The organism is Flagellimonas algicida, from assembly GCF_049629585.1.
Classification (GTDB): Bacteria; Bacteroidota; Bacteroidia; order Flavobacteriales; family Flavobacteriaceae; genus Flagellimonas.
This window is the reverse complement of record NZ_JBMYIX010000001.1, coordinates 304,241-323,242: the sequence shown is the minus strand read 5'-3', so window position 1 is coordinate 323,242 and position 19,002 is coordinate 304,241. Positions and strand designations below refer to the sequence as shown.

13 protein-coding genes are annotated in these 19,002 nt (G+C 43.5%); 3 read left to right on the top strand and 10 right to left on the bottom strand.

Annotated features, from left to right (window positions below; all coding sequences use genetic code 11):
• Positions 1-3,297 (bottom strand): TonB-dependent receptor domain-containing protein, encoded by a 3,297-nt coding sequence (locus ACPD8L_RS01325; RefSeq protein ID WP_423941377.1) that lies wholly within the window; start codon positions 3,295-3,297, stop codon positions 1-3.
• A 182-nt stretch (positions 3,298-3,479) separates the two neighbouring features.
• Positions 3,480-4,631 carry a FecR family protein gene (locus tag ACPD8L_RS01320; RefSeq protein WP_423941375.1) on the bottom strand — a complete coding sequence of 384 codons (1,152 nt, stop codon included), beginning with the start codon at positions 4,629-4,631 and terminating at the stop codon, positions 3,480-3,482.
• A gap of 118 nt (positions 4,632-4,749) precedes the next feature.
• Between ACPD8L_RS01320 and ACPD8L_RS01315 the strand changes: the two genes are divergently transcribed.
• Positions 4,750-5,322, top strand: a complete 573-nt coding sequence (locus ACPD8L_RS01315) for an RNA polymerase sigma factor (protein WP_116219081.1) — start codon at positions 4,750-4,752, stop codon at positions 5,320-5,322.
• 123 nt (positions 5,323-5,445) lie between these two features.
• Entirely contained in the window at positions 5,446-6,219 is a 774-nt protein-coding gene (locus ACPD8L_RS01310; protein ID WP_116219082.1) for a carbohydrate-binding family 9-like protein, read from the top strand.
• Between the two features lie 181 nt (positions 6,220-6,400).
• Here the strand turns inward: ACPD8L_RS01310 and ACPD8L_RS01305 are convergent, their stop codons facing one another.
• The 5 genes from ACPD8L_RS01305 to ACPD8L_RS01285 all read right to left on the bottom strand — a co-directional run bounded on the left by ACPD8L_RS01305 (position 6,401) and on the right by ACPD8L_RS01285 (position 14,616).
• Complete coding sequence (locus ACPD8L_RS01305; RefSeq protein ID WP_116219083.1) at positions 6,401-7,645, bottom strand: aminotransferase class V-fold PLP-dependent enzyme; 1,245 nt, start codon at positions 7,643-7,645, stop codon at positions 6,401-6,403.
• A 157-nt stretch (positions 7,646-7,802) separates the two neighbouring features.
• Positions 7,803-9,242 (bottom strand): RagB/SusD family nutrient uptake outer membrane protein, encoded by a 1,440-nt coding sequence (locus tag ACPD8L_RS01300; RefSeq protein ID WP_293299961.1) that lies wholly within the window; start codon positions 9,240-9,242, stop codon positions 7,803-7,805.
• 36 nt (positions 9,243-9,278) lie between these two features.
• Positions 9,279-12,545 (bottom strand): TonB-dependent receptor, encoded by a 3,267-nt coding sequence (locus ACPD8L_RS01295; RefSeq protein WP_181898282.1) that lies wholly within the window; start codon positions 12,543-12,545, stop codon positions 9,279-9,281.
• A gap of 264 nt (positions 12,546-12,809) precedes the next feature.
• Complete coding sequence (locus ACPD8L_RS01290; RefSeq protein WP_293299957.1) at positions 12,810-13,937, bottom strand: FecR family protein; 1,128 nt, start codon at positions 13,935-13,937, stop codon at positions 12,810-12,812.
• A gap of 70 nt (positions 13,938-14,007) precedes the next feature.
• Positions 14,008-14,616, bottom strand: coding sequence for an RNA polymerase sigma-70 factor (locus ACPD8L_RS01285; RefSeq protein ID WP_116219087.1), 609 nt, complete (start codon positions 14,614-14,616; stop codon positions 14,008-14,010).
• Positions 14,617-15,272: 656 nt separating this feature from the next.
• Between ACPD8L_RS01285 and upp the strand changes: the two genes are divergently transcribed.
• Complete coding sequence (gene upp / locus ACPD8L_RS01280; protein ID WP_293299955.1) at positions 15,273-15,926, top strand: uracil phosphoribosyltransferase; 654 nt, start codon at positions 15,273-15,275, stop codon at positions 15,924-15,926.
• A gap of 17 nt (positions 15,927-15,943) precedes the next feature.
• Here the strand turns inward: upp and ACPD8L_RS01275 are convergent, their stop codons facing one another.
• From ACPD8L_RS01275 to ACPD8L_RS01265, 3 genes are all read right to left on the bottom strand, one after another.
• Positions 15,944-17,314: an MBL fold metallo-hydrolase RNA specificity domain-containing protein gene (locus ACPD8L_RS01275; protein ID WP_423941373.1), complete on the bottom strand. Its 1,371-nt coding sequence runs from the start codon at positions 17,312-17,314 to the stop codon at positions 15,944-15,946.
• A 3-nt stretch (positions 17,315-17,317) separates the two neighbouring features.
• The gene (locus tag ACPD8L_RS01270; protein WP_423941372.1) at positions 17,318-18,166 is read right to left on the bottom strand and encodes an ATPase; all 849 of its coding nucleotides are present in this window, start codon (positions 18,164-18,166) and stop codon (positions 17,318-17,320) included.
• A gap of 80 nt (positions 18,167-18,246) precedes the next feature.
• A complete protein-coding gene (locus tag ACPD8L_RS01265) occupies positions 18,247-18,999 on the bottom strand; it encodes a LytR/AlgR family response regulator transcription factor (protein ID WP_423941371.1) in 753 nt (250 codons plus the stop codon).
• Positions 19,000-19,002: the final 3 nt, after the last annotated feature.

Sequence of the window (19,002 nt, the reverse complement as noted above, 5' to 3'; positions counted from 1 at the left end):
TTAAAAAGTTAGTTTTACGTTTAGACCTGTGCTCCTTGTGGAGGGAAGACCTAGAACATCCACTCCCTGTAGTGCATTGCCCGTACTTAAACTGACATTGGGGTCATGTGGGGCATCTTTGTAGAAGAAGAACAGATTGCTTCCCACCAAGGAGGCGCTCACATTGCTGAAGAAAGATTCTTCTCCCAAATCAAAGGTGTAGCCCAACGCCAATTCGGCCAACCGTACATTGGTGGCACTATAGACGTATTCACCCGTAAAACCATTCCTTCCTCCTGCTGCACCATAGTATTGTTGTGCCGTCCAAGTTTCCGGATTACCATTGATATCAACCACTTCGATGGCTCCATTGGCTGTCTCACGCGCTGTGTTGTTGCTCAAGCCTTCCACAGCGGCCTGGGTCATACTCATGGTCTCACCACCAAACTTACCATCGATCAAAAAGTCAACACTAAAATTTTTGTAGCTAAAGGAGTTGTTCCATCCCAAAGTAAAGTCTGGATTGGCATTACCCACTTTTTCCAAACCTTCGATAACATTGTCGGGGTTTTGGTCATTTTCCACCAAACCACCATCAACTACAACAGGTCTACCCTGCTCATCCCTTTTTACCACCCGGCCATAGATGTCCCCAAAGGAACCTCCTTCTACCAAATAGGAAGCAAAGGAATTGTTCCCTGCCCCGGAAAGAGTAAAGTATGTAGGCTCAATAAGTCCATCGGCAACCGTGCCATCATAGATGCTTTCCACTACGTTCTTGTTTCGTGCAAAGTTCAATGTGGTCTTCCAACGGAAATCCTCACTCTGGATAGGCGTGGCAAAAACCGTGGCCTCAATACCCCTGTTAACAATCTCCCCTGAGTTTAAACCTGCATTGGGTGCCCCAATAACCGCAACGGAAGTTGGGAAGGGGAAATACTGGTTAACCGTCTTGGTGTTGTAGTACCCTACATCAAAGCCCAAACGATTACTGAAAAACCTCCACTCGGTACCCAATTCAAAAGACTTCTGCTTTTCTGGCTTAGGTGTGGTTCCGGGGAAAGGTCTGATAGGATCGGTAGGACTGATTCCATTTCCAAACAGAATGGTTCTGTTGGGGTTGATCTGGTTCGGGGAGAAATCATTCCCCACCTCGGCGTAAGAACCTCGTACTTTGGCAAAAGAAATCTTCTCGCCAAAATCAAACATCTCTGTTAAAACCCCGGTTAGACCCACAGAAGGGTAGAAAAATGAGTTGTTCTCCGGTGGCAAGGTCGATGACCAGTCATTTCTGGCCGTAAGATCAATAAAAATCTTTTCATCATACCCAAAAGTAGTGCTCGCAAAAACAGAGTTTATCTGCCTGTTCAATGACGTTTGCGATAGTGCTACCTGTGAATTGGCATTAAAGTTTTGAAGGGTAAACACATTTGCAAATTGAAGCCCTCCCTGTGATCCAGAGTCCGCATTAAGGATTTCAGTGGTATTTCGCTTTACACTACCCCCAACATTCGCGGTAAAGGAAAGGGTTTCCGTGATATCGTAATTGATATTGGCGATAACATCACCATACAACTGACGGATATCTTGTTTATTAAAGGTGTAGCTCCCGTTCTCATGGGCCAACGTGGCTTGTGTGGAAGCATAGGCCTTACGCTCAAAATCCAATAAGGATTGATCATAGGTGCCCCTGGTCTGGATGGACAACCAATCATTCACCTTGAAATTCAAGTTCAAGGAGGCCAACAATTTTCTGTTCGTGTCCTCCCTTGGGTTCCTGTAGACAATCCAATACGGGTTTTGTTCAATATCGGACAATGGCCTTACCCAACGCTGCACCTGAATGTTCCTGTCTGGGTTGTACTCCTCAAAATCGGCGTAATCCGATAGGCGTCCATCGGCAGTTGGAAACACATAAGTCCCTACCAAAGGATTGAAATAAAATCCTGAAACAGCCCTATTGCGTATTTGCTGGGTAGATGCCATAATACTGGCATTCATGGTCAACACATCATCAAAAAACTTGGCAGTTTCCCTTAAGTTAATGGTATGCTGCTTTAGAGTATTATCTGGAAGAATCCCCGAAGCAAAGCTATTGCTATACGAGAAATACGTCTGTGCCTTTTCTGTTCCACCGGACAAGGACACGGAATTGATGTTGTTTACACCTGTTTCCAGAAAATCATCAACATTCTGCTGTGCCGCATCACTGAAATCAATCATGTAAGCAGCCCTATCCACCGTAATGTTGGATGAAAAATCCACTTTAAAGGTACCGTCTCGGCCTTTCTTGGTAGTAATCAATATTACCCCATTAAGACCGGCATTTCCATAAAGTGCCGATGCGGAAGCACCTTTCAATACGGTCAAGGATTCAATATCGTCCGGATTGATCAAGGAAAGGGCATCTCCACCGTCCCTACCTCCACCAAAGGTACTTGTGGGCTGTGACGCCGTTGGGTTGGATAAAGGCACACCATCTACCACATACAAGGGCTGGTTGTTGCCAAAAGAGTTGTTCCCTCGCAAGGTCACTTTTACCGAACCCCCTACACCAGATGAACTCCTGGTAATGGCCACACCGGCCACCTTACCGGACAAGCTGTTCATAGGGTTGGTCTGTTTTACCCGGTTCAATTCGTCAGAATCGATATCCTGGGCCGCATAAGTCAAAGACTTTCTGGTCTTTTGGATACCAAGGGCGGTTACGATCACTTCGCTAAGCTGATTGGCATCTTCCACCAAGGTAATATCGATGGTTGATTGTCCATTGACAGGAATCTCTTGGGTTTGAAAGCCAATATAGCTAATGACCAAAACGGCATTGTCATCCACTGAGATGGCATAATTCCCATCAAAATCGGTCTGGGTACCATTGGTCGTTCCTTTTTCAATAATATTCGCGCCGGCCAATGGAATTCCCTGTTGGTCCAGAATAGTACCGCTCACTTGCTGTTGCAAACGTTCTACGGTCTCTACTTTTGATTCCTCGGATTTTACCTCGGATTTCACCCTCTTTCTGACCACTATGGTATTGTTTGTGGTGAATTCATATGTGAAATCTATAGGGGTAAGCAGCATATCAAGAAGTTGTTTTGCTTTTACAACACCTTGTTTTACCGGAACTTCCGGCGCATCTTCCAACAAGTCGTTCCTATAAATAAATTTATAGTCGGCCTGTTTGTTCATAAGTTTAAAAACCTGTTTTGCACTGAGCACTCGATCCTTGGCGATCAAAATATCGGCATCTTGGGAAAACCCTTCTTTGGGTCCCAAGGCAAAAGCCAGCGTGCAAAATAAAAAGGTAAAAGTTTTCATCAGAAACTTTAGGAGCCGAAAACCTGTTTTAGATCGGCCCAAATTCAAGTTAATTTTCATAAATTAGCAATTGGTTTAGTTAGACATAGTTTTAATTAATCCGCTGAGGACAAAGGCTATTACGGTGGAATGTGTTAGCCTTTTCCTTTTTTTATGCAATCAGCATTTCCTTATTTACTGTCCTATTTTATATGTACAGTTTTATTTTTCACTTCAAATTTGACCTCGCCTTGGCTCGCCACACCAATCAATGCCAAAATATCGTCAAATGATTTGGTCCTTTCCAATATTCCGGTAAAATTAAAATCCTTACGTTGGGCCGACTCGAATATTACATCTATGTCATACCACCGTGAGAGCACTTTCATGATTTCGTCCAAGGACTCCCCATCAAAGATAAACACCCCATTTACCCAAGAGATGGCTTGGGAGGCATCTATATCAACGACCTCTATTTGGTCCATGTTCTTTAGGATTCGTGATTGTTGGTTGGGGCGAAGTGTTTTTCTGGAATTGCCTTTTTCCAATGCAATCCTGCCCCCTACCAAGGTGGTCACGATCGCATCGTCATCTTTGTAAGCACTCACATTGAATTCGGTGCCCAAGACACTTATCTTCTGATCATTGGATATTACACTAAAGTCCGTACCCTCGTTCTGGGTACTTGGTGTGACCTCAAAATAGGCCTCTCCGTACACAAGTTCTACCTCGCGGGTCTGTCCCTCGTAAAACGTTACCGGATATTTTAGCTTGGTCTCAGCGTTCAACCATACTTTTGTGCCATCGGACAATTGAAGGTAAAACTGACCTCCCCTAGGTATGGTCAGGTAATTGTATAAAACATCGACTTCATCGTCTGTGCGCCCATGGATGCCATAAACAATCTGCTCCCCATTGCTCCGGATGGTCCCTTTTTGAAAACTCTTGCCTTTCTCAAGCGCCACCTGATCACCATTTTCCAAAGTGAGCACCGCCTTATCGGAGCCGATGACAATTTTATTGGGGATACTTTCGGTATCCTTCTGAAAATAGCGGCCACCAAAAATCAACCCGATCACCAACAATATGGATGCGGCAATAGAGATCTTGGTGTACGTATGAAGTCTGCTCTTTCTTTTGTTGGACTTCACTTTCTGTTTTATGGATTCCTTGGCTTTATGTAGGTCGTAGTCTGCCATGCAACTCGTTGTTAGGTAGTGGATTCTAACTAAATTATTAAAGATCGTGATATTGTTTTGGTCACTCAACCAATCATCCAACTCCTCCAATTCCCTGCGATTGGCCTCCTTGTTGAGGAACTTGATGATTAGGTTATGCCCTTGGGTCGAATTCATACTTTGCAATTACTCTTAAATACGTGTGAAAGTTTTTTGACCCTGTATTTTTTTATGATTTTTTTTATAATTTTTCGGGCGAAAACGATAAAGTAGATGGAAAATCATCAACCTCTAAATGGACTATACCAACAATAATTACTTTTTGACCAAAAGGTTGATCAAGGGTGACGAAAAGGCTTATGAATACTTGATGGACGCCTATTACCAAAGACTTTGTGCCTATGCCTATACCCTGACCAGCGACCATGGTAAAGCAGAGGATATTGTACAAAACGTCTTTGTAAGGGTTTGGACAAAACGAAAAAAGCTCAATCCAAATTTTTTGATCAAAAACTTTTTATACAAATCCGTATACAACGAATTCATTGATGAATACCGCAAGAACAAATCTGTTCTATATCTGGAAAAAAAATATCTGGAGGCCATAGATATTGTCGTGGAAAAAGAGGAAGATAATCTTGAGGAAATCATTAGATTGGTAAATCTGGAAATCAATAATCTCCCCACAAAGTGTAGACATATTTTTCTGCTCAACAAAAAAGAAGGGCTCACACATACTGAAATTGCAGATCATCTTGGAATTTCCACCAAGACCATTGAGGCACATATGACCCGTGCCTTTAAAATCCTTGAGAAAAAACTGGGGCATAAATATGAGACCATTTTCTTTCTCATGTACAATGCCTAGAGTACACTTAAACAGCGAATATCCTGTTATCCCAGATTTTTCGATTCTGGAAAGCCGGGAACATCTGCACTACCGAACTTGAACCGAATAATTAATCAAAACCGAATAACATCCCTATAAACCATGAAAAACGCAAAACCCATTGCACTTCTGTTCTGCTCTCTTTTATACCTATCCTGTAACCAGAAGAAAAAGGAGGAGAAAAGTACCGTGCCAACTGAAACAATCCAAACCATGACTGAGAACAAAACTGAAGAATTACCAACACTTACCATAAACAAGGAATCCTTTACCCCATTGGGGGACCTTCATTTTAAACACAGCGTTGGAGGGGCGCCCATTGAAGAGGAAACCTTGGTCATGGTGAAATACGATGATGAATTTCTGGAAATAAAATTTGAATGCAGGGACAACCCTAGAATGGACCAGAACCATTTTACCGAAGATAACACCCCCATGTTCACGCAAGAGGTATTTGAGCTTTTTATCAGCAAAGGAAAAGAACCCATGGAAGACTACGTGGAGATTCAATTAAACCCCAACAACGCCATGTTTTTGGCCACCATACACAACAACTTTAAAGGTGACGGGAAATTCAGCTCGGAACATTTGGACCCCAACGCCATGGGTGTGGAACATAGCGCTTTTAAAGACCAAAACACCAATACATGGGGTGGACATATGAAACTCCCATTAAAGTTGCTACAATACCCTGAAAACACGCCGGACAATGTATATCGATTAAATTTTTACCGAATCATTTCCCAAGAAGACCATACCGAGAAAGATTGGAGGAACAATGCCGAAAACTCGACCTTTGCCTGTTGGAGTTCCACTATGGCAAAAAGACCAGCTTTCCACAGACCTGAATACTTTGGCTACATGGTTCTGGAATAAGATGGCGTAAAAATCTTAACACGCTCATTTTAAAACAAAAAAGGGGCGCTGGTTGTCACCTGCGCCCCATACAATCTAAAAAACTAACCAAACAATTCCAATGATTGCTCGATTTTACACGCCACTACAAGAGCGGCGGGGTCATTGCATTGGATATACAATGGCCAAATATCTTAAAGCCTTAAACGGCTTTACTCAATACGTCGGCCAAACGTTCGGCCACGTAGTCTACCTGTTCGGGTTTAAGTAGTACAACACCCACACTCAGTTGATCCTCGGCTCCATCTCTCCCACGTCTTACATTGGTAAATATGCAAGGGTTCTCTGCTTTTAGGGCATCGCTTACTTCTTTAGGGCTCATTTTCACTTTTTCTTGATCCCAGCTCACCAACATACTTGGAAAGGCATTTGCTGGTCCAGGACTGATATGGGTCTCTCCCTTAACCGTTTCAACGGCAGTTATCTTTGATTTAATGTTCTCAATACGATCCAACCAATCCTGCCATTCCTTTTCATGATCCATTTCCAAATAGGCCTTAAGGGCTGCGTACATTCCAAAAATCTCCTCTTTGTTGACCTTCATTGGCCTACCTATTGGAGCCTCATGGGGGCTATGGTTGAACTTGGCCGCTTCAATAAGGTCTTTTCTACCAAAAAGAAGTCCGGCGCTCTGAGGTCCCCTGATCATTTTTCCTCCTGAGAAAGTAATCAGGTCGAAACCTATTTTTTGAAACTTGAACAAGTTTTCCTTTGGGGGTACATCAGCAGCGGCATCAATAAACGTAGGTACATTATGGCGCTTGGCTATTGCTACAAACTCTTCGTGTGAAATGGGGCCTCTTGCCGCATTAAAGAACAAAGCCATCACTGTATTTTCATTGATAGCGGCTTCCATTTCTTCCGCGCCATCAACCTCTACAATCCGGGCCCCTGCCGTAGGGATTGCTTGATCAAATACGTATCTATGGCTTTTCTGCATAATAACTTCCGGACGTGGATCGGGAAGGTCCGGCAATTGCCTTCTCTTCTTCAGGTCCATACCTGTTATGGTCGCAGCGGTACCCAATACCATGGCGCAGGCTGCTCCCGAGGTCACCATAGCGGCTTCCACGTTAAGCATTTCGGCTATCTTTTCCCCTACCTTGTCCTGTAGTTGGTACATATTGGCAAAATCATGGGCGGTGGAGTTAATGGCTGCCATAACCTCTGGACGCATCAATGAGCCCGATAAAAAGGTCATGGTAACCCCCGCATTGATTACCGGGGTCACGCCCAGTTCCTCGAAAAAGTTCCTGGTCGGTTCCTCTGTTCCAGCTCCCGGGTCGGTCTTGTTGAATTCACAGGCCGATACCATTCCGGTACCTACCAATCCGCCTACTACCGGAACAGCCGATAAGTTTTTCAATAATTTTCTCCTTGTAATCATCTGTTATTGTTTTTGGGTTATTCCAATTCCATGATACCGTCCATTTCCTCCCAATTGTACTGAAAAGACAGTGACCGAGTGCCACAGAACTCACTCATGTGGCACCCTTCACTGTTCAACTTATTTTAAATTTCCCCTGTCATTAAAAATGAACCAATTACCATCCTTGTCTTTGAACAAGGTTTTCATTGGTATCTATTTCTTCCTGAGGTAATGGATAATATCTGTTTCGTTCTGCATAACCGTTGGGTCCCAAGACAGTTTGGGCCAATCCCCATCTTCTCAAATCATTGAAACGATGGTATTCAAAGGCCAACTCCACTTGTCTTTCGTGCACAATGGCATCGAACAAAGCTTCTTTGGTCCCTGTGGTTCCTGCATCCAACAAGGGCATTCCCACACGATCACGAACCTCGTTCACCGCATCACGGGCAACATCCCTCATATCCAATTCATTGGCAGCCTCTGCATACATCAACAATACATCTGCATATCTGATGGCCGGGAAGTTGGTACCTCTGTTGTTCACATACATTACGGGAAACAAGCCTTTCTTTAGGTTGTACCCTGTTGCGGACCATACGGATTGATAGGTGTCCAAGTTCAAACTCTCCGTGCTCAGTTCAGGAGCAAAAACTTCCCCATCAATAAAGATGGATTCATTGAGTCTTGGGTCACCATCTTCAAAAGCATCAACAATGGTCTGTGTGGGCAAATTGTTTCCAAAACCTCCATTTACCTGTGGGTTGTTGTAAGATACCCTTAAGGTACCAACGTCTCCTTCACCTACTTCGGCAAACTGGATTTCAAAAATGGACTCCACGTTGTTCTCACTGTTGATATTGATAACATCCCCAAAGTTCTCCACCAAATCATACAGCTCTGAATCGATTACCTCACCAAGCCAAGCTTCGGCCTGCTCATAGTTTTCATCATACAGATAGACTTTTCCCAAAAGGGCCTGTGCGGCTCCTTTGGTGGCCCTACCCAAATCTGAAGCTCCGTACACCTCTGGAAGCACTGCTTCCGCATCGATCAAATCCTGGATCATCACTTCATAGATGGCAGCTCTGGTGGATTTGGCCACAAGGGCATCAGAAGGTACCTCAAAAGGCTCTGTGAACAGGGGCACATCGCTCCACAAGGTGGTCAGGTGCCAATAATAGAATGCACGTAGGAACTTAGCTTCTCCCACCAACCTACTCTGAAGGCCAGCATCGATGTCTTCCATCAAAGGTACTTCCTTGATTACTGTATTGGCCCTAAATACGCCTTCATACAGTTTTCCGTACACATCCATTAGGATACCATCGGCAGCTGAATAGGTAAAATCATTGAATCCATAACCACCAGTATTGGTAAGCACCACCTCACCCGTGGGTGGAGTGTACAATTTTGACATGGTGTTTGAATACAATTCAGTGGTCTGTAGGGTTGCATAAATGGCATTTACCCCTTGCTCCGCACGCTCGGCCGAGTTAAAAAACCCGTCTACCGGAATGGCATCTGGCGGAGTTTTATCCAAAAAATCTTTGTCGCAACTGCCTAGAGATAAGGCCAAGCAGCTAAGAGTAAGTATTTTATATATATATTTCATGATCTCTATTTTTTTCGATTTATTTTCCTCGGTTTCCTACAATCCTATTTGCACGCCCATTTGTATGGTTCTTGGCAAAGGATAAGTTCCCGTATCAACCCCTACTGCTAGAGGATTCAAATCGTTGGTTGCCCAACCAGATCCACCAAGTACATCAGGGTTATATCCTGAGTAATCGGTAATGGTGAACACATTTTGGGCACTCACATAAACCCTGGCATTGGTCAGTCCAACAGAATCCAAGATCGTTTTTGGGAATCTATACCCTACTTGGATGTTACGCAATTTCAAGAAAGAAGCATTTTCAAGAAAACGTGTTGAAGGACGCGTGTTGTCGTTAGGATTTCCACGTACCGCTCTTGGGAACGTATTTGTGGAACCTTCCCCGGTCCAGCGGTTCAATGTAGTGGCCATTTGCTCGTGCTCACCGTCCATACTTTCCAAATAGGCTCTCTGGCTATTGTAAAGTTCCTTTCCGGCAACACCTTGGAAGCTCAAGCTCAAATCAAAGTTCTTGTAAGACATGCTTCCGTTGATTCCATAGCTGAAATCTGGGAATGGATCTCCTATCACCTTTCTATCTGCATCCGTGATGGCCCCATCTCCGTTAAGGTCTCTAAATCTTACGTCTCCAGGTGCGGCACCAGGCTGTGTGGCATGGCTGGCCACCTCTTGATCGTTCTGGAAGATCCCATCGGCAACATAACCATAGAAACTGGACATGCTCTCTCCTACTGTGGTACGGGTAAAGGTTCCGTAGTTATAGGCATTGTTCACCAAGTTGATGATGGATGCTGTTCCATCTCCCAAGCTAGTGACCTCGTTCTTAACCGTGGATAAGTTAACCGATACCTCATAGTTGAAATCCTCACGATCTTTTCTATATCCCAACAAGAACTCGAAACCTGAGTTTTTGATCCCTGCAGAGTTCTCGTATGGGCCCAAGGATCTTTCAATACCAGTGGCCACGGAAATCGGGGTACGCAATAAAACACCATCAGTATCCTTAACCCAGTAATCTGCGGTGAAGAATATAGATCCATCCAACAATCCTAGATCAACACCTACGTTGGTCTGTGTTGTGGATTCCCATTTCAAGGCAGGGTTACCCAAACTGGTTACCGCCGCAGCGGCAGCTATGCCTTGGCCTGACCCTAAAATATATCTTGGTGTGGTATTGATAGTGGTCTGGTTCACATAATTGTCATTGGTATCCTGGTTACCCAATTTACCCCAGCTTCCCCTTAACTTTAGGTTGCTGATGGCTGGTATGGCAGACATGAAGTTTTCCCTGGAAATGTTCCATCCCAAAGCTACGGATGGGAAATTACCATATCTGTTCTGGCTACCAAATCTTGAGGAACCGTCACGACGGAAGGTCGCTGTGAACAAGTACTTGTCCAAAACAGTAATATTGGCCCTTCCCAAGTAAGACCTCAAAGCCCACTCAGACTCATTTCCTTGAATGGTGAAGCTTCCTGTTCCCGCGTCAATTACCTGTAGCTCATTGCTAGGAAATTCACGAATGGATCCTCCTAGGTTGCTATAAAAAGCATTCTGCTCTGTATAACCTCCCAAAAGGGATAGGGAGAAATCTTCAAATTGCTTGTCGTAGGTCAAAATATTTTCAACCAAATATTCGTAAGACTCGTTCTTGCTCTCGGTCAATTGCTGAACAAGGTTGGTCCTGTTCTCCATCTCAAATTTGGGCACATACAATTTAGAGGTATTGAAACCGGCATTGATACCCAAGTTCAAACGATACTTCAAATTAGGAATGATCTGATACTCGGCATACAAGCTTCCCAAAATCTTATTGATCGTGGTATAGGTACGTCTAAAGTTCCTTCTACCCACAATATTTTCACGGTTGTTCCTTCCTGTTTCAGCCGCATTTGGACCGGCATACCCTCCAAGGTTTCCTTCCCTGAAAATGGGCATGGTTGGTGAAGCTCCCAATAGGTAGGCAAAATCCAAGTTGTTTCCTTGACCCATATTGAGTCCCAATCCCCTACTAAGGTTAATGGACTCCCCAATAGTCAATTTTTCCCCAATCTTGAATTCACTCTTAACACGTGCAGTATACCTTTTAAAGTTACTGAACACCATGATACCTTCCTGGTCAAAATAGCCCCCAGAAGCCGAGTACTTGGCATTTTCACTACCTCCTGAAATAGATACATTGTAGTTTTGGATAGGAGCCGCCTGATAGGCTGCCTTTTGCCAATCTGTATCTACTGTGATGCTTTCAGGATTTGCAAATGCGGGTTCTACCGTAGCTCCGGCCGCAGCAGAAGCATCAATGTTCAATTGTGCATATTCCCTAGAGTTCAACAAAGGAATGAAATCCGTAAACTCCTGAATACCGTAGTAGCTGTCTATCGTTACTTTAGGCTTGCCACTTTTCCCTGCTTTAGTGGTAATCAAAACCACCCCGTTGGCAGCTCTGGAACCATAAATGGCAGAAGCAGAGGCATCTTTCAAGATGTCCATGGACTCAATTGAATTTGGGTCAATGGAGTTCACATCGGTAACGTTTACCGGCATACCATCCACAACATATAGTGGACCGGTATTTCCAAAAGTACCCATACCACGAACCCTGATCTGTAGGGGGGCTCCAGGTTCACCTGAACTGGAAGTGATCTCTACACCGGGGATTCTTCCCTGAACGGCTTCGTTGATATTGGCAACAGGCTGTCCTTGTACGTCATCCGAAGAAACCGATGAAATGGCACCGGTCAAGTCACTTTTACGCTGGGTACCGTACCCCACAATGACCACTTCATCAAGACTCTGTGCATCTTCCATCAAGGTCACGTTTAAGGTAGTGGCGGTTCCTACGGCAATCTCTTGGGTAGAGAATCCCAATGAACTGAACACCAATACGGCGTCAGGACCGGAAACCTGTAGCACATAGTTCCCATCAAAGTCGGCCGCGGTACCATTAGTGGTTCCTTTTTCTATGACCGAGGCTCCAAGAATAGGGACTCCGTTGCTGTCCACAATGGTCCCGCTAATGGAAATCTGGGGAGCAGGTTGCTCCCTATCAGCCATAGGGGTTTTTCCAGAAAAGACAGGCTGTGCGGGTCTGTTGCTCTTCAGGACAATCTGGTTCTTTACGGTTACAAAAGAGATATTGTCCCCAACAAAGATTTTGTGTAACAAATCTTTTATAGGGATGTTCTTTACGTTGATGGTCACCTTTTTGTTCACATCAACTTCACCTGTTTTATAAAAGAATTTGAATTTGCTTTGGTTCTCTATCTGGCCCAATACCATTTCAATAGGGGCGTTGTTCACACTCACCGTCACTTTTGTGTTCTGGGAATATGAACTCGCATGGAGATTGAACAAGACACATATAAATAATAAGATCGAAACCTTCAATGTTCGGTTCTTGTTTAAAATGTTTTCCAAAAAACAGGAAAACCAATGGTTGTTTTTCATAATTTTGAGAGATTTTGATTGATTAACAATCCTTCAGTTAAAATCATTTGTTTAGGGGAACGTGGCCGCGTTCCCTTTTTTTGAGTCAGTTTGTTTTAATTCATTGGCAAGTGGTTTTTAGTTGGGTTGATTAATTATCACTTTATTATCTTCAATATAGTAGTCAAATCCGGCACTTTCCTTGAACGTATCCAATAGATCAATAATGGTTTCGTTTCCAAACTTACCATTGAACTTTATGGGATCTAGCTCTGTATAGGAGTTGTTGATCTCTACATTATATCTTCTTTCAATTTTGTAGACAATCTCTTGGAAAGACTCGTTATTGAATATCAATCTTCCTTGTCTCCATTCCAAGTAATCGTTCACATCCACTTCCTCAACAGCAAACCCATTCGAGGTCAACGATGCTTTTTGCCCGGGTACAATGACCTGGGAAGCCCTAGAGCTTTCTCCCTCATGTTTATCCGATACCGAAACACTCCCTTCCACCAATACAGCAAAAGGTTCGGTGCCTTTATAGGAACTTACATTAAAATGTGTTCCCAAAACCTGGACATCAATATTGTTGGCCTCGACCAAAAAGGGACGCTTTTTGTCCTTCGCTACCTCAAAATAGGCTTCTCCGTCCAAGTACACCCTTCTTTCTTGATCTGGTAAAAAGTTGACCGGGAATTTCATGGAAGTTCCCGAATTAAGATGCACCAAGGACCCATCCGAAAGTACCAACTGGAATGTTTTTCCATGGGGTACCTTTATCTCATTATATACCAACTCCTTTATAGACTCATTGGCGTTGTACACAATTTTGTTCCCCACTTGGGTAGCAAATACTTTTCCTCCTTGGGTCGAGAAGTTCTGCTCTGAGTTCACATTGAGTTTCTCTGTGGTATTGTCACCCGTACTAAGGACTACGGCACTGTCCTCAATGATCAATCCTGGATTTTCCACAGGTTCTTGGGACAACCAAACGTAGGCTCCCGCAACCAGTCCAATAAAGATGGCCGCATATTTAAGGATATTGGTTCTTTTTCTTCTACGCGAAATGATCTTGAGGCGCTCTTGGATTTCATACCAAGCTTTTTCAATGTCCTCATCGCCTTTGGTGCCCAAGGCCCAGATTTTCTTTATTTCCATGAAGGCCTCCTTGTTACTGGGAGAGGCTTCAATCCATTGGAAAATTTGCGCCACCTCGGCTTCGGAAGCTGCTTCTGATAGGTATTTGGTTATCAAACGATATTCCATTGAAAGTCTTTGGTGTTTGTAGTAGGTACACCTCAAAGACTTGCTACCCTATATGCGAGTTAAGTTTTTTTTAAAAAAGCGTTAAAAAAATTAAAATCAGGATGTAGGGAATGTAGCTGGCGAGTCTCAATTTGAGAAATTTGAGTGCCCGGGTCATGTTGGCCTCCACGGCTTTGAGAGTAATGTCCATTTCTTCGGCTATCTCCTTGTTCTTCTTGTTCTCCATGCGCTTCTTCATAAAGATCTGCCTACATTTTTCAGGCATCTCGGCAATGGATTTTTCCACCAATTCCTCAAGTTCGGAAAAGGTCATGGAATCAAACCTTAAAGAATCAAGGATTTCCATGTCCAATAATCTTTCTTTTTCCTGAAGTTTCAAGGATTCATATCTTCTCTTGACTTTTTTATGACGAAGCAGGTTCAAACAATCGGTTTTGGCCGAAGTGAACAAAAAAGAACGGATGCCTCCTATCTTACGGATTTTATCCCGGTTGGTCCATAATTTGATAAAAGCATCTTGGGATACGCTTCTGGCCTTATCCCGATCACCAATGAACTTTTGACTGAACCCTACGATATCATTGAAGTACTTATTGAAAAAAAACTCAAAAGCGCGGTTGTCCCCTTTTTTAAATTGGGAAAACTGAAAGTCCTCTGCGCTATAAAAATCTTTATTCATTTTCTGGCGATAGAAAAAATAGGGGGAAATACTTTTAATCTCGCTTACCCGAACTGTTGCCTTTGGATGCCTTCAAATGCGTTCCATACGCATCCATTTTTTTTCTATATTAAGCGTATCATCAAGTACATCACCGCCAATTCTTGAAAATTCCTGTAAATTTTCAAATTTTTAACGATATTCTTTGGGTAAAATCCTAAAATTACAATGTTTTTTTGTGATATTTCAAAACAGTCGTGTTTCTGGATTCCTCTTTAACCGCTTTTCTCTAATAAAATCAAGAATTTCGCTAATATAACTTATTGTTGACCATTTTTTTATCAATGAAGGTGCTAAATAATCTGTCACACTTTATTTATTTGATTTACAACAACATACAATATGTTAAAAGCAAGACATGCTCTGGATTCCAAAAAAAGTCTGGTTTGAAGAAGCGGTTCCAAACCATCCCGCCCCAATTAATTGTACATTATCATTATATCACCCTAGTGTTACCATCTTACGCTTTTGATGCTGGGCAAAGTGGCCTCTCCATCATCATAAACCCATCACAAATCAAGAAAGCCAAAGAAACGGCATAAGTGATATATCATGTAAAATCAGGAGCATTATGTGCTATTTTTACGGAAGACCTTTAATCCTAACGCTACATCAATATGATCATCAACCGTTTTGATACGTCCCCTTCTCTACTGAACGCCTTTATTGCTGAAATACGGGACGTAGAGATTCAGAAAGACGCCATGCGGTTCAGAAGGAACATTGAACGGATTGGTGAGGTCTTGGGCTATGAGATGAGCAAGACCCTTACCTATCAGGAAAAAGAGGTCACTACGCCATTGGGTTCCAAAAAAATCCGGAGCTGTACCGATCAATTGGTCCTTTGTTCTGTACTCAGAGCCGGTTTACCCTTACATCATGGTATCTTGAATTACTTTGATGCAGCTGAAAATGCGTTCATTTCCGCATACCGGCACCATCCCAACAATTCGGATGATTTTGAAGTGGTGGTCAAGTACTTTGCCGCGCCTTCCCTGGAGAACAAGATCTTGGTACTAACGGACCCCATGTTGGCCACAGGAAAGACCTTGGAAAATGTGCTCAATGTTTTAAAAGACCACGGTACACCCAAAAAAATCCATATCATTTCCGTAATCGGTTCCCAACCAGGGGTTGAAAAAGTACAAAAAGTATTTCCAGAGGACACACAGTTATGGATAGCGGCCGTAGACGATAAACTTTCCAGTAAGGGATACATTATTCCCGGTTTAGGTGATGCGGGTGATCTGAGTTATGGAATCAAATTATGATGTCCCCACCCAAGGCGTCAAAGTAAAATCTCAACGGTTTCATGGAGTTTAGGAATATGGGTGTGCCATCCGAACACCTCTTGAATCTTGTCCTTAAAAACGGCCATGGCCTCGGTTTCCCCATGTATAAGGAACACTTTTTCCGGTACGTTGTCCACACTTTCAAGCCAATACAATAGTTCCTTTTGGTCTGCATGGGCCGATAAACTTTCCAAGTGCTGTACATTGGCCTTGATCGGCACATACTTTCCGAACATTTTCAATTCCTGTGCGCCATCCAACAATTGTCTGCCCCGGGTCCCCTCGGCTTGGTAACCCACCAGTAATATGGAGGTGGATTCCATATCCGCCAGCTGCTTGATATAAGTGAGCACCCTCCCCCCTGTGACCATACCACTGCCCGCAATGACAATCTTGGGCCTGGGATCATCAATGGTTTCCCATGTTTCCCGGTACGAACTCACCAAAGTAACATGGTTGCACATATTATGGTATTCTTCCGGGGCGAGCTTATGCCATTTGGGAAATCGGCCAAAGACCTCCAGTACGTTTATTCCCATTGGACTGTCCACAAATATGGGAATGTTGGGGATTTTATTCTTACTGTAGAGCTTCCATAATAGATACATGAGCGATTGTAATCGTTCCACTGCAAAAGATGGGATAATCAAAGTGCCCCTTCTTTGAATGGTTCTTTGGGTAAGTTCCCGTAAAATGGACTCAAGGTCTTCTTCTGGATGCTCTCTATCCCCGTAGGTACTTTCCACAAAAAGATAGTCGGCCCATTGTGGCCGTTTGGGCGGATCTAGCAAATCGTCCTGTAGGCGCCCCACATCCCCAGAGAAAACCAACTTTTTACCAAAAAGGTCTATTTCAATAAAGGTTGAACCAATGATATGGCCATTATACCTAAAACGTACCGAACAATGGGGTGAAAGTCCTATATTTTCCTCTTCCTCTATACTTTTAAAGCGTTTCAAGGTGGTCACCACATCGTGTTGGTCAAACAGCGGAAGTGCCGGGTCGTGCTTACTGTATCCTTCCTTATTGGCCCTTTCGGCTTCTTCTTCCAGGATTTTGGCACTGTCCTCAAGAATGATCTTGGCAATCTCCAAGGTGGGTGCCGTTCCCATAATGCTTCCTTGAAACCCCTGTTTCACCAAAAGGGGAAGATATCCACAGTGATCTAAGTGACCATGGGTCAATAGGACCACATCAATCTGCGAAACCTCAATGGGCAAAGGTTCCCAGTTCTGTATCCGAAGTTCCTTGTTCCCTTGGAACATGCCACAGTCTACCAGTATCTTGACCTCATTGGTTTCCAGATAAAACTTGGAACCTGTTACCGTGCCCGCAGCACCCAAAAAATGAACTTTAAGTCTTTCCATACATCAAATCTGCATATGACACAGGGACTGCATTTCTTTAATGATCCTGCTCTTCCTACCATTGGAAACCCCCAAGTGGTCCAAATAGAAACTATCTTCCAACAATTGCCGGCACAGCACAACCTCCCTGTTCAACAAGAACTGTTTTTCCCTTCCCGATAGCAAAGTGGAGACCGTGATGGGATATAACCTCAACCTATCTATCCTATCCTTCAGCCCATTCCCGGAGGGATGGTCCCAACTCAACAAGTTCAATCCTGCACACTGTCCGTATTGAAGTGCATCCATGGTGAATCGGGTGTTGGTGACCACCCATCCTGCGGTCTTTTCATATTCCTTTTCCTTTTCCGATTCAAGCGGTCCTTTGACATCATTGTATCTCGAAGCAATATACAGCGGCACCTTTACATTGCACTTAAGGCCATCCTCACCATGAAACTTACATTCAATGATATTCAAGATCCCATCTTTACGGGCCAATACATCTATTTCGTGGGACACACAGGTGCCCTGCACCATCTGCCCCACTTGGGTGGTGTATCCCGAATAATACAAAATGCCACTTATAAAGCGCTCAAAGGGAAATCCCGTGGGACCCAGCTCATAAATGGCCTTCTTCAATTTATATTTTGAAGCACAAACCGATTTAGCCTTTTTGAGCATGGCAAATGCCCTGTTGTAGATTTCCTTGGTGGAAATTCCCGGATAGAGTTCATCCATGACCACATTGACGATTTTTTTCACCAAGGCATCGTCCGCTCCACTGGCTTTTAGTGAATTTTCCAGCTTTGTAACGGAAAACTTGGTCTTCTCCCCTGTGGATTTTATAATATCGAACTCCTGTTTTTGCATACTTTTTTTGATATGGGACAAGCTTCCATAAATATCTTGAAAATATCCGTATCCGTCAATGCAATTGGAGTCTAATTCCGTTACGAATTGGGCATCAATTTTTGGATCAGCTCTTCTTTCCGTCTCACAGCGACTTCAACCTTGTTGCCATCGGATAAGACCACATACCCCCCCTTGCCCTTGATATAATTGTCCACAAAAGAAAGGTTGACCAAATGGGACTTGTGGGTCCTGAAAAATGCATCCGTATCCAACAGCCCCTCAAAATGTTTCAGGGTCCTTGCCGCGGTTATCCGTTTGTTTGAGGTGGTATATATATGAGTATAATTGCCGTCTGACTGCAACCTTATGATATCTTTCACATCTACCATGGCGAACCCATCCATGGTGGGCACCGCTATTCTTTTGGATGTTCCGGCCCCGTCCTTGAAGTTATGGAAGAGCACATCGATTTTCTGGGAAGTCTCCTTTAGTTTTTTGGACTGCTGTACCCTTTTGACAGCTTCTTTCAAATCATCCTTGTCTATAGGTTTTAACAGATAATCCAATGCTGAAAATTTAAACGCTTGCAGGGCATAGCTATCGAAGGACGTGGTGAATATCAGTTCAAAATCTATGTGATCCAACTGGGAAAGTAGATCAAACCCCGTCACATCTCCCAAATGCACATCCAGAAACAGGATGTCGGGTCCAAGGTTCCCAATCTGCCTTTTGGCTTCCTCCAACGTTTTGCAACATGATACGATTTGGATTTGCTCTTTATGTTCCTGCAAAAGTTCTTCCAAACGGTTGATGCAATGTTGTTCGTCGTCAACGATAATGGCCTTTAGCATACT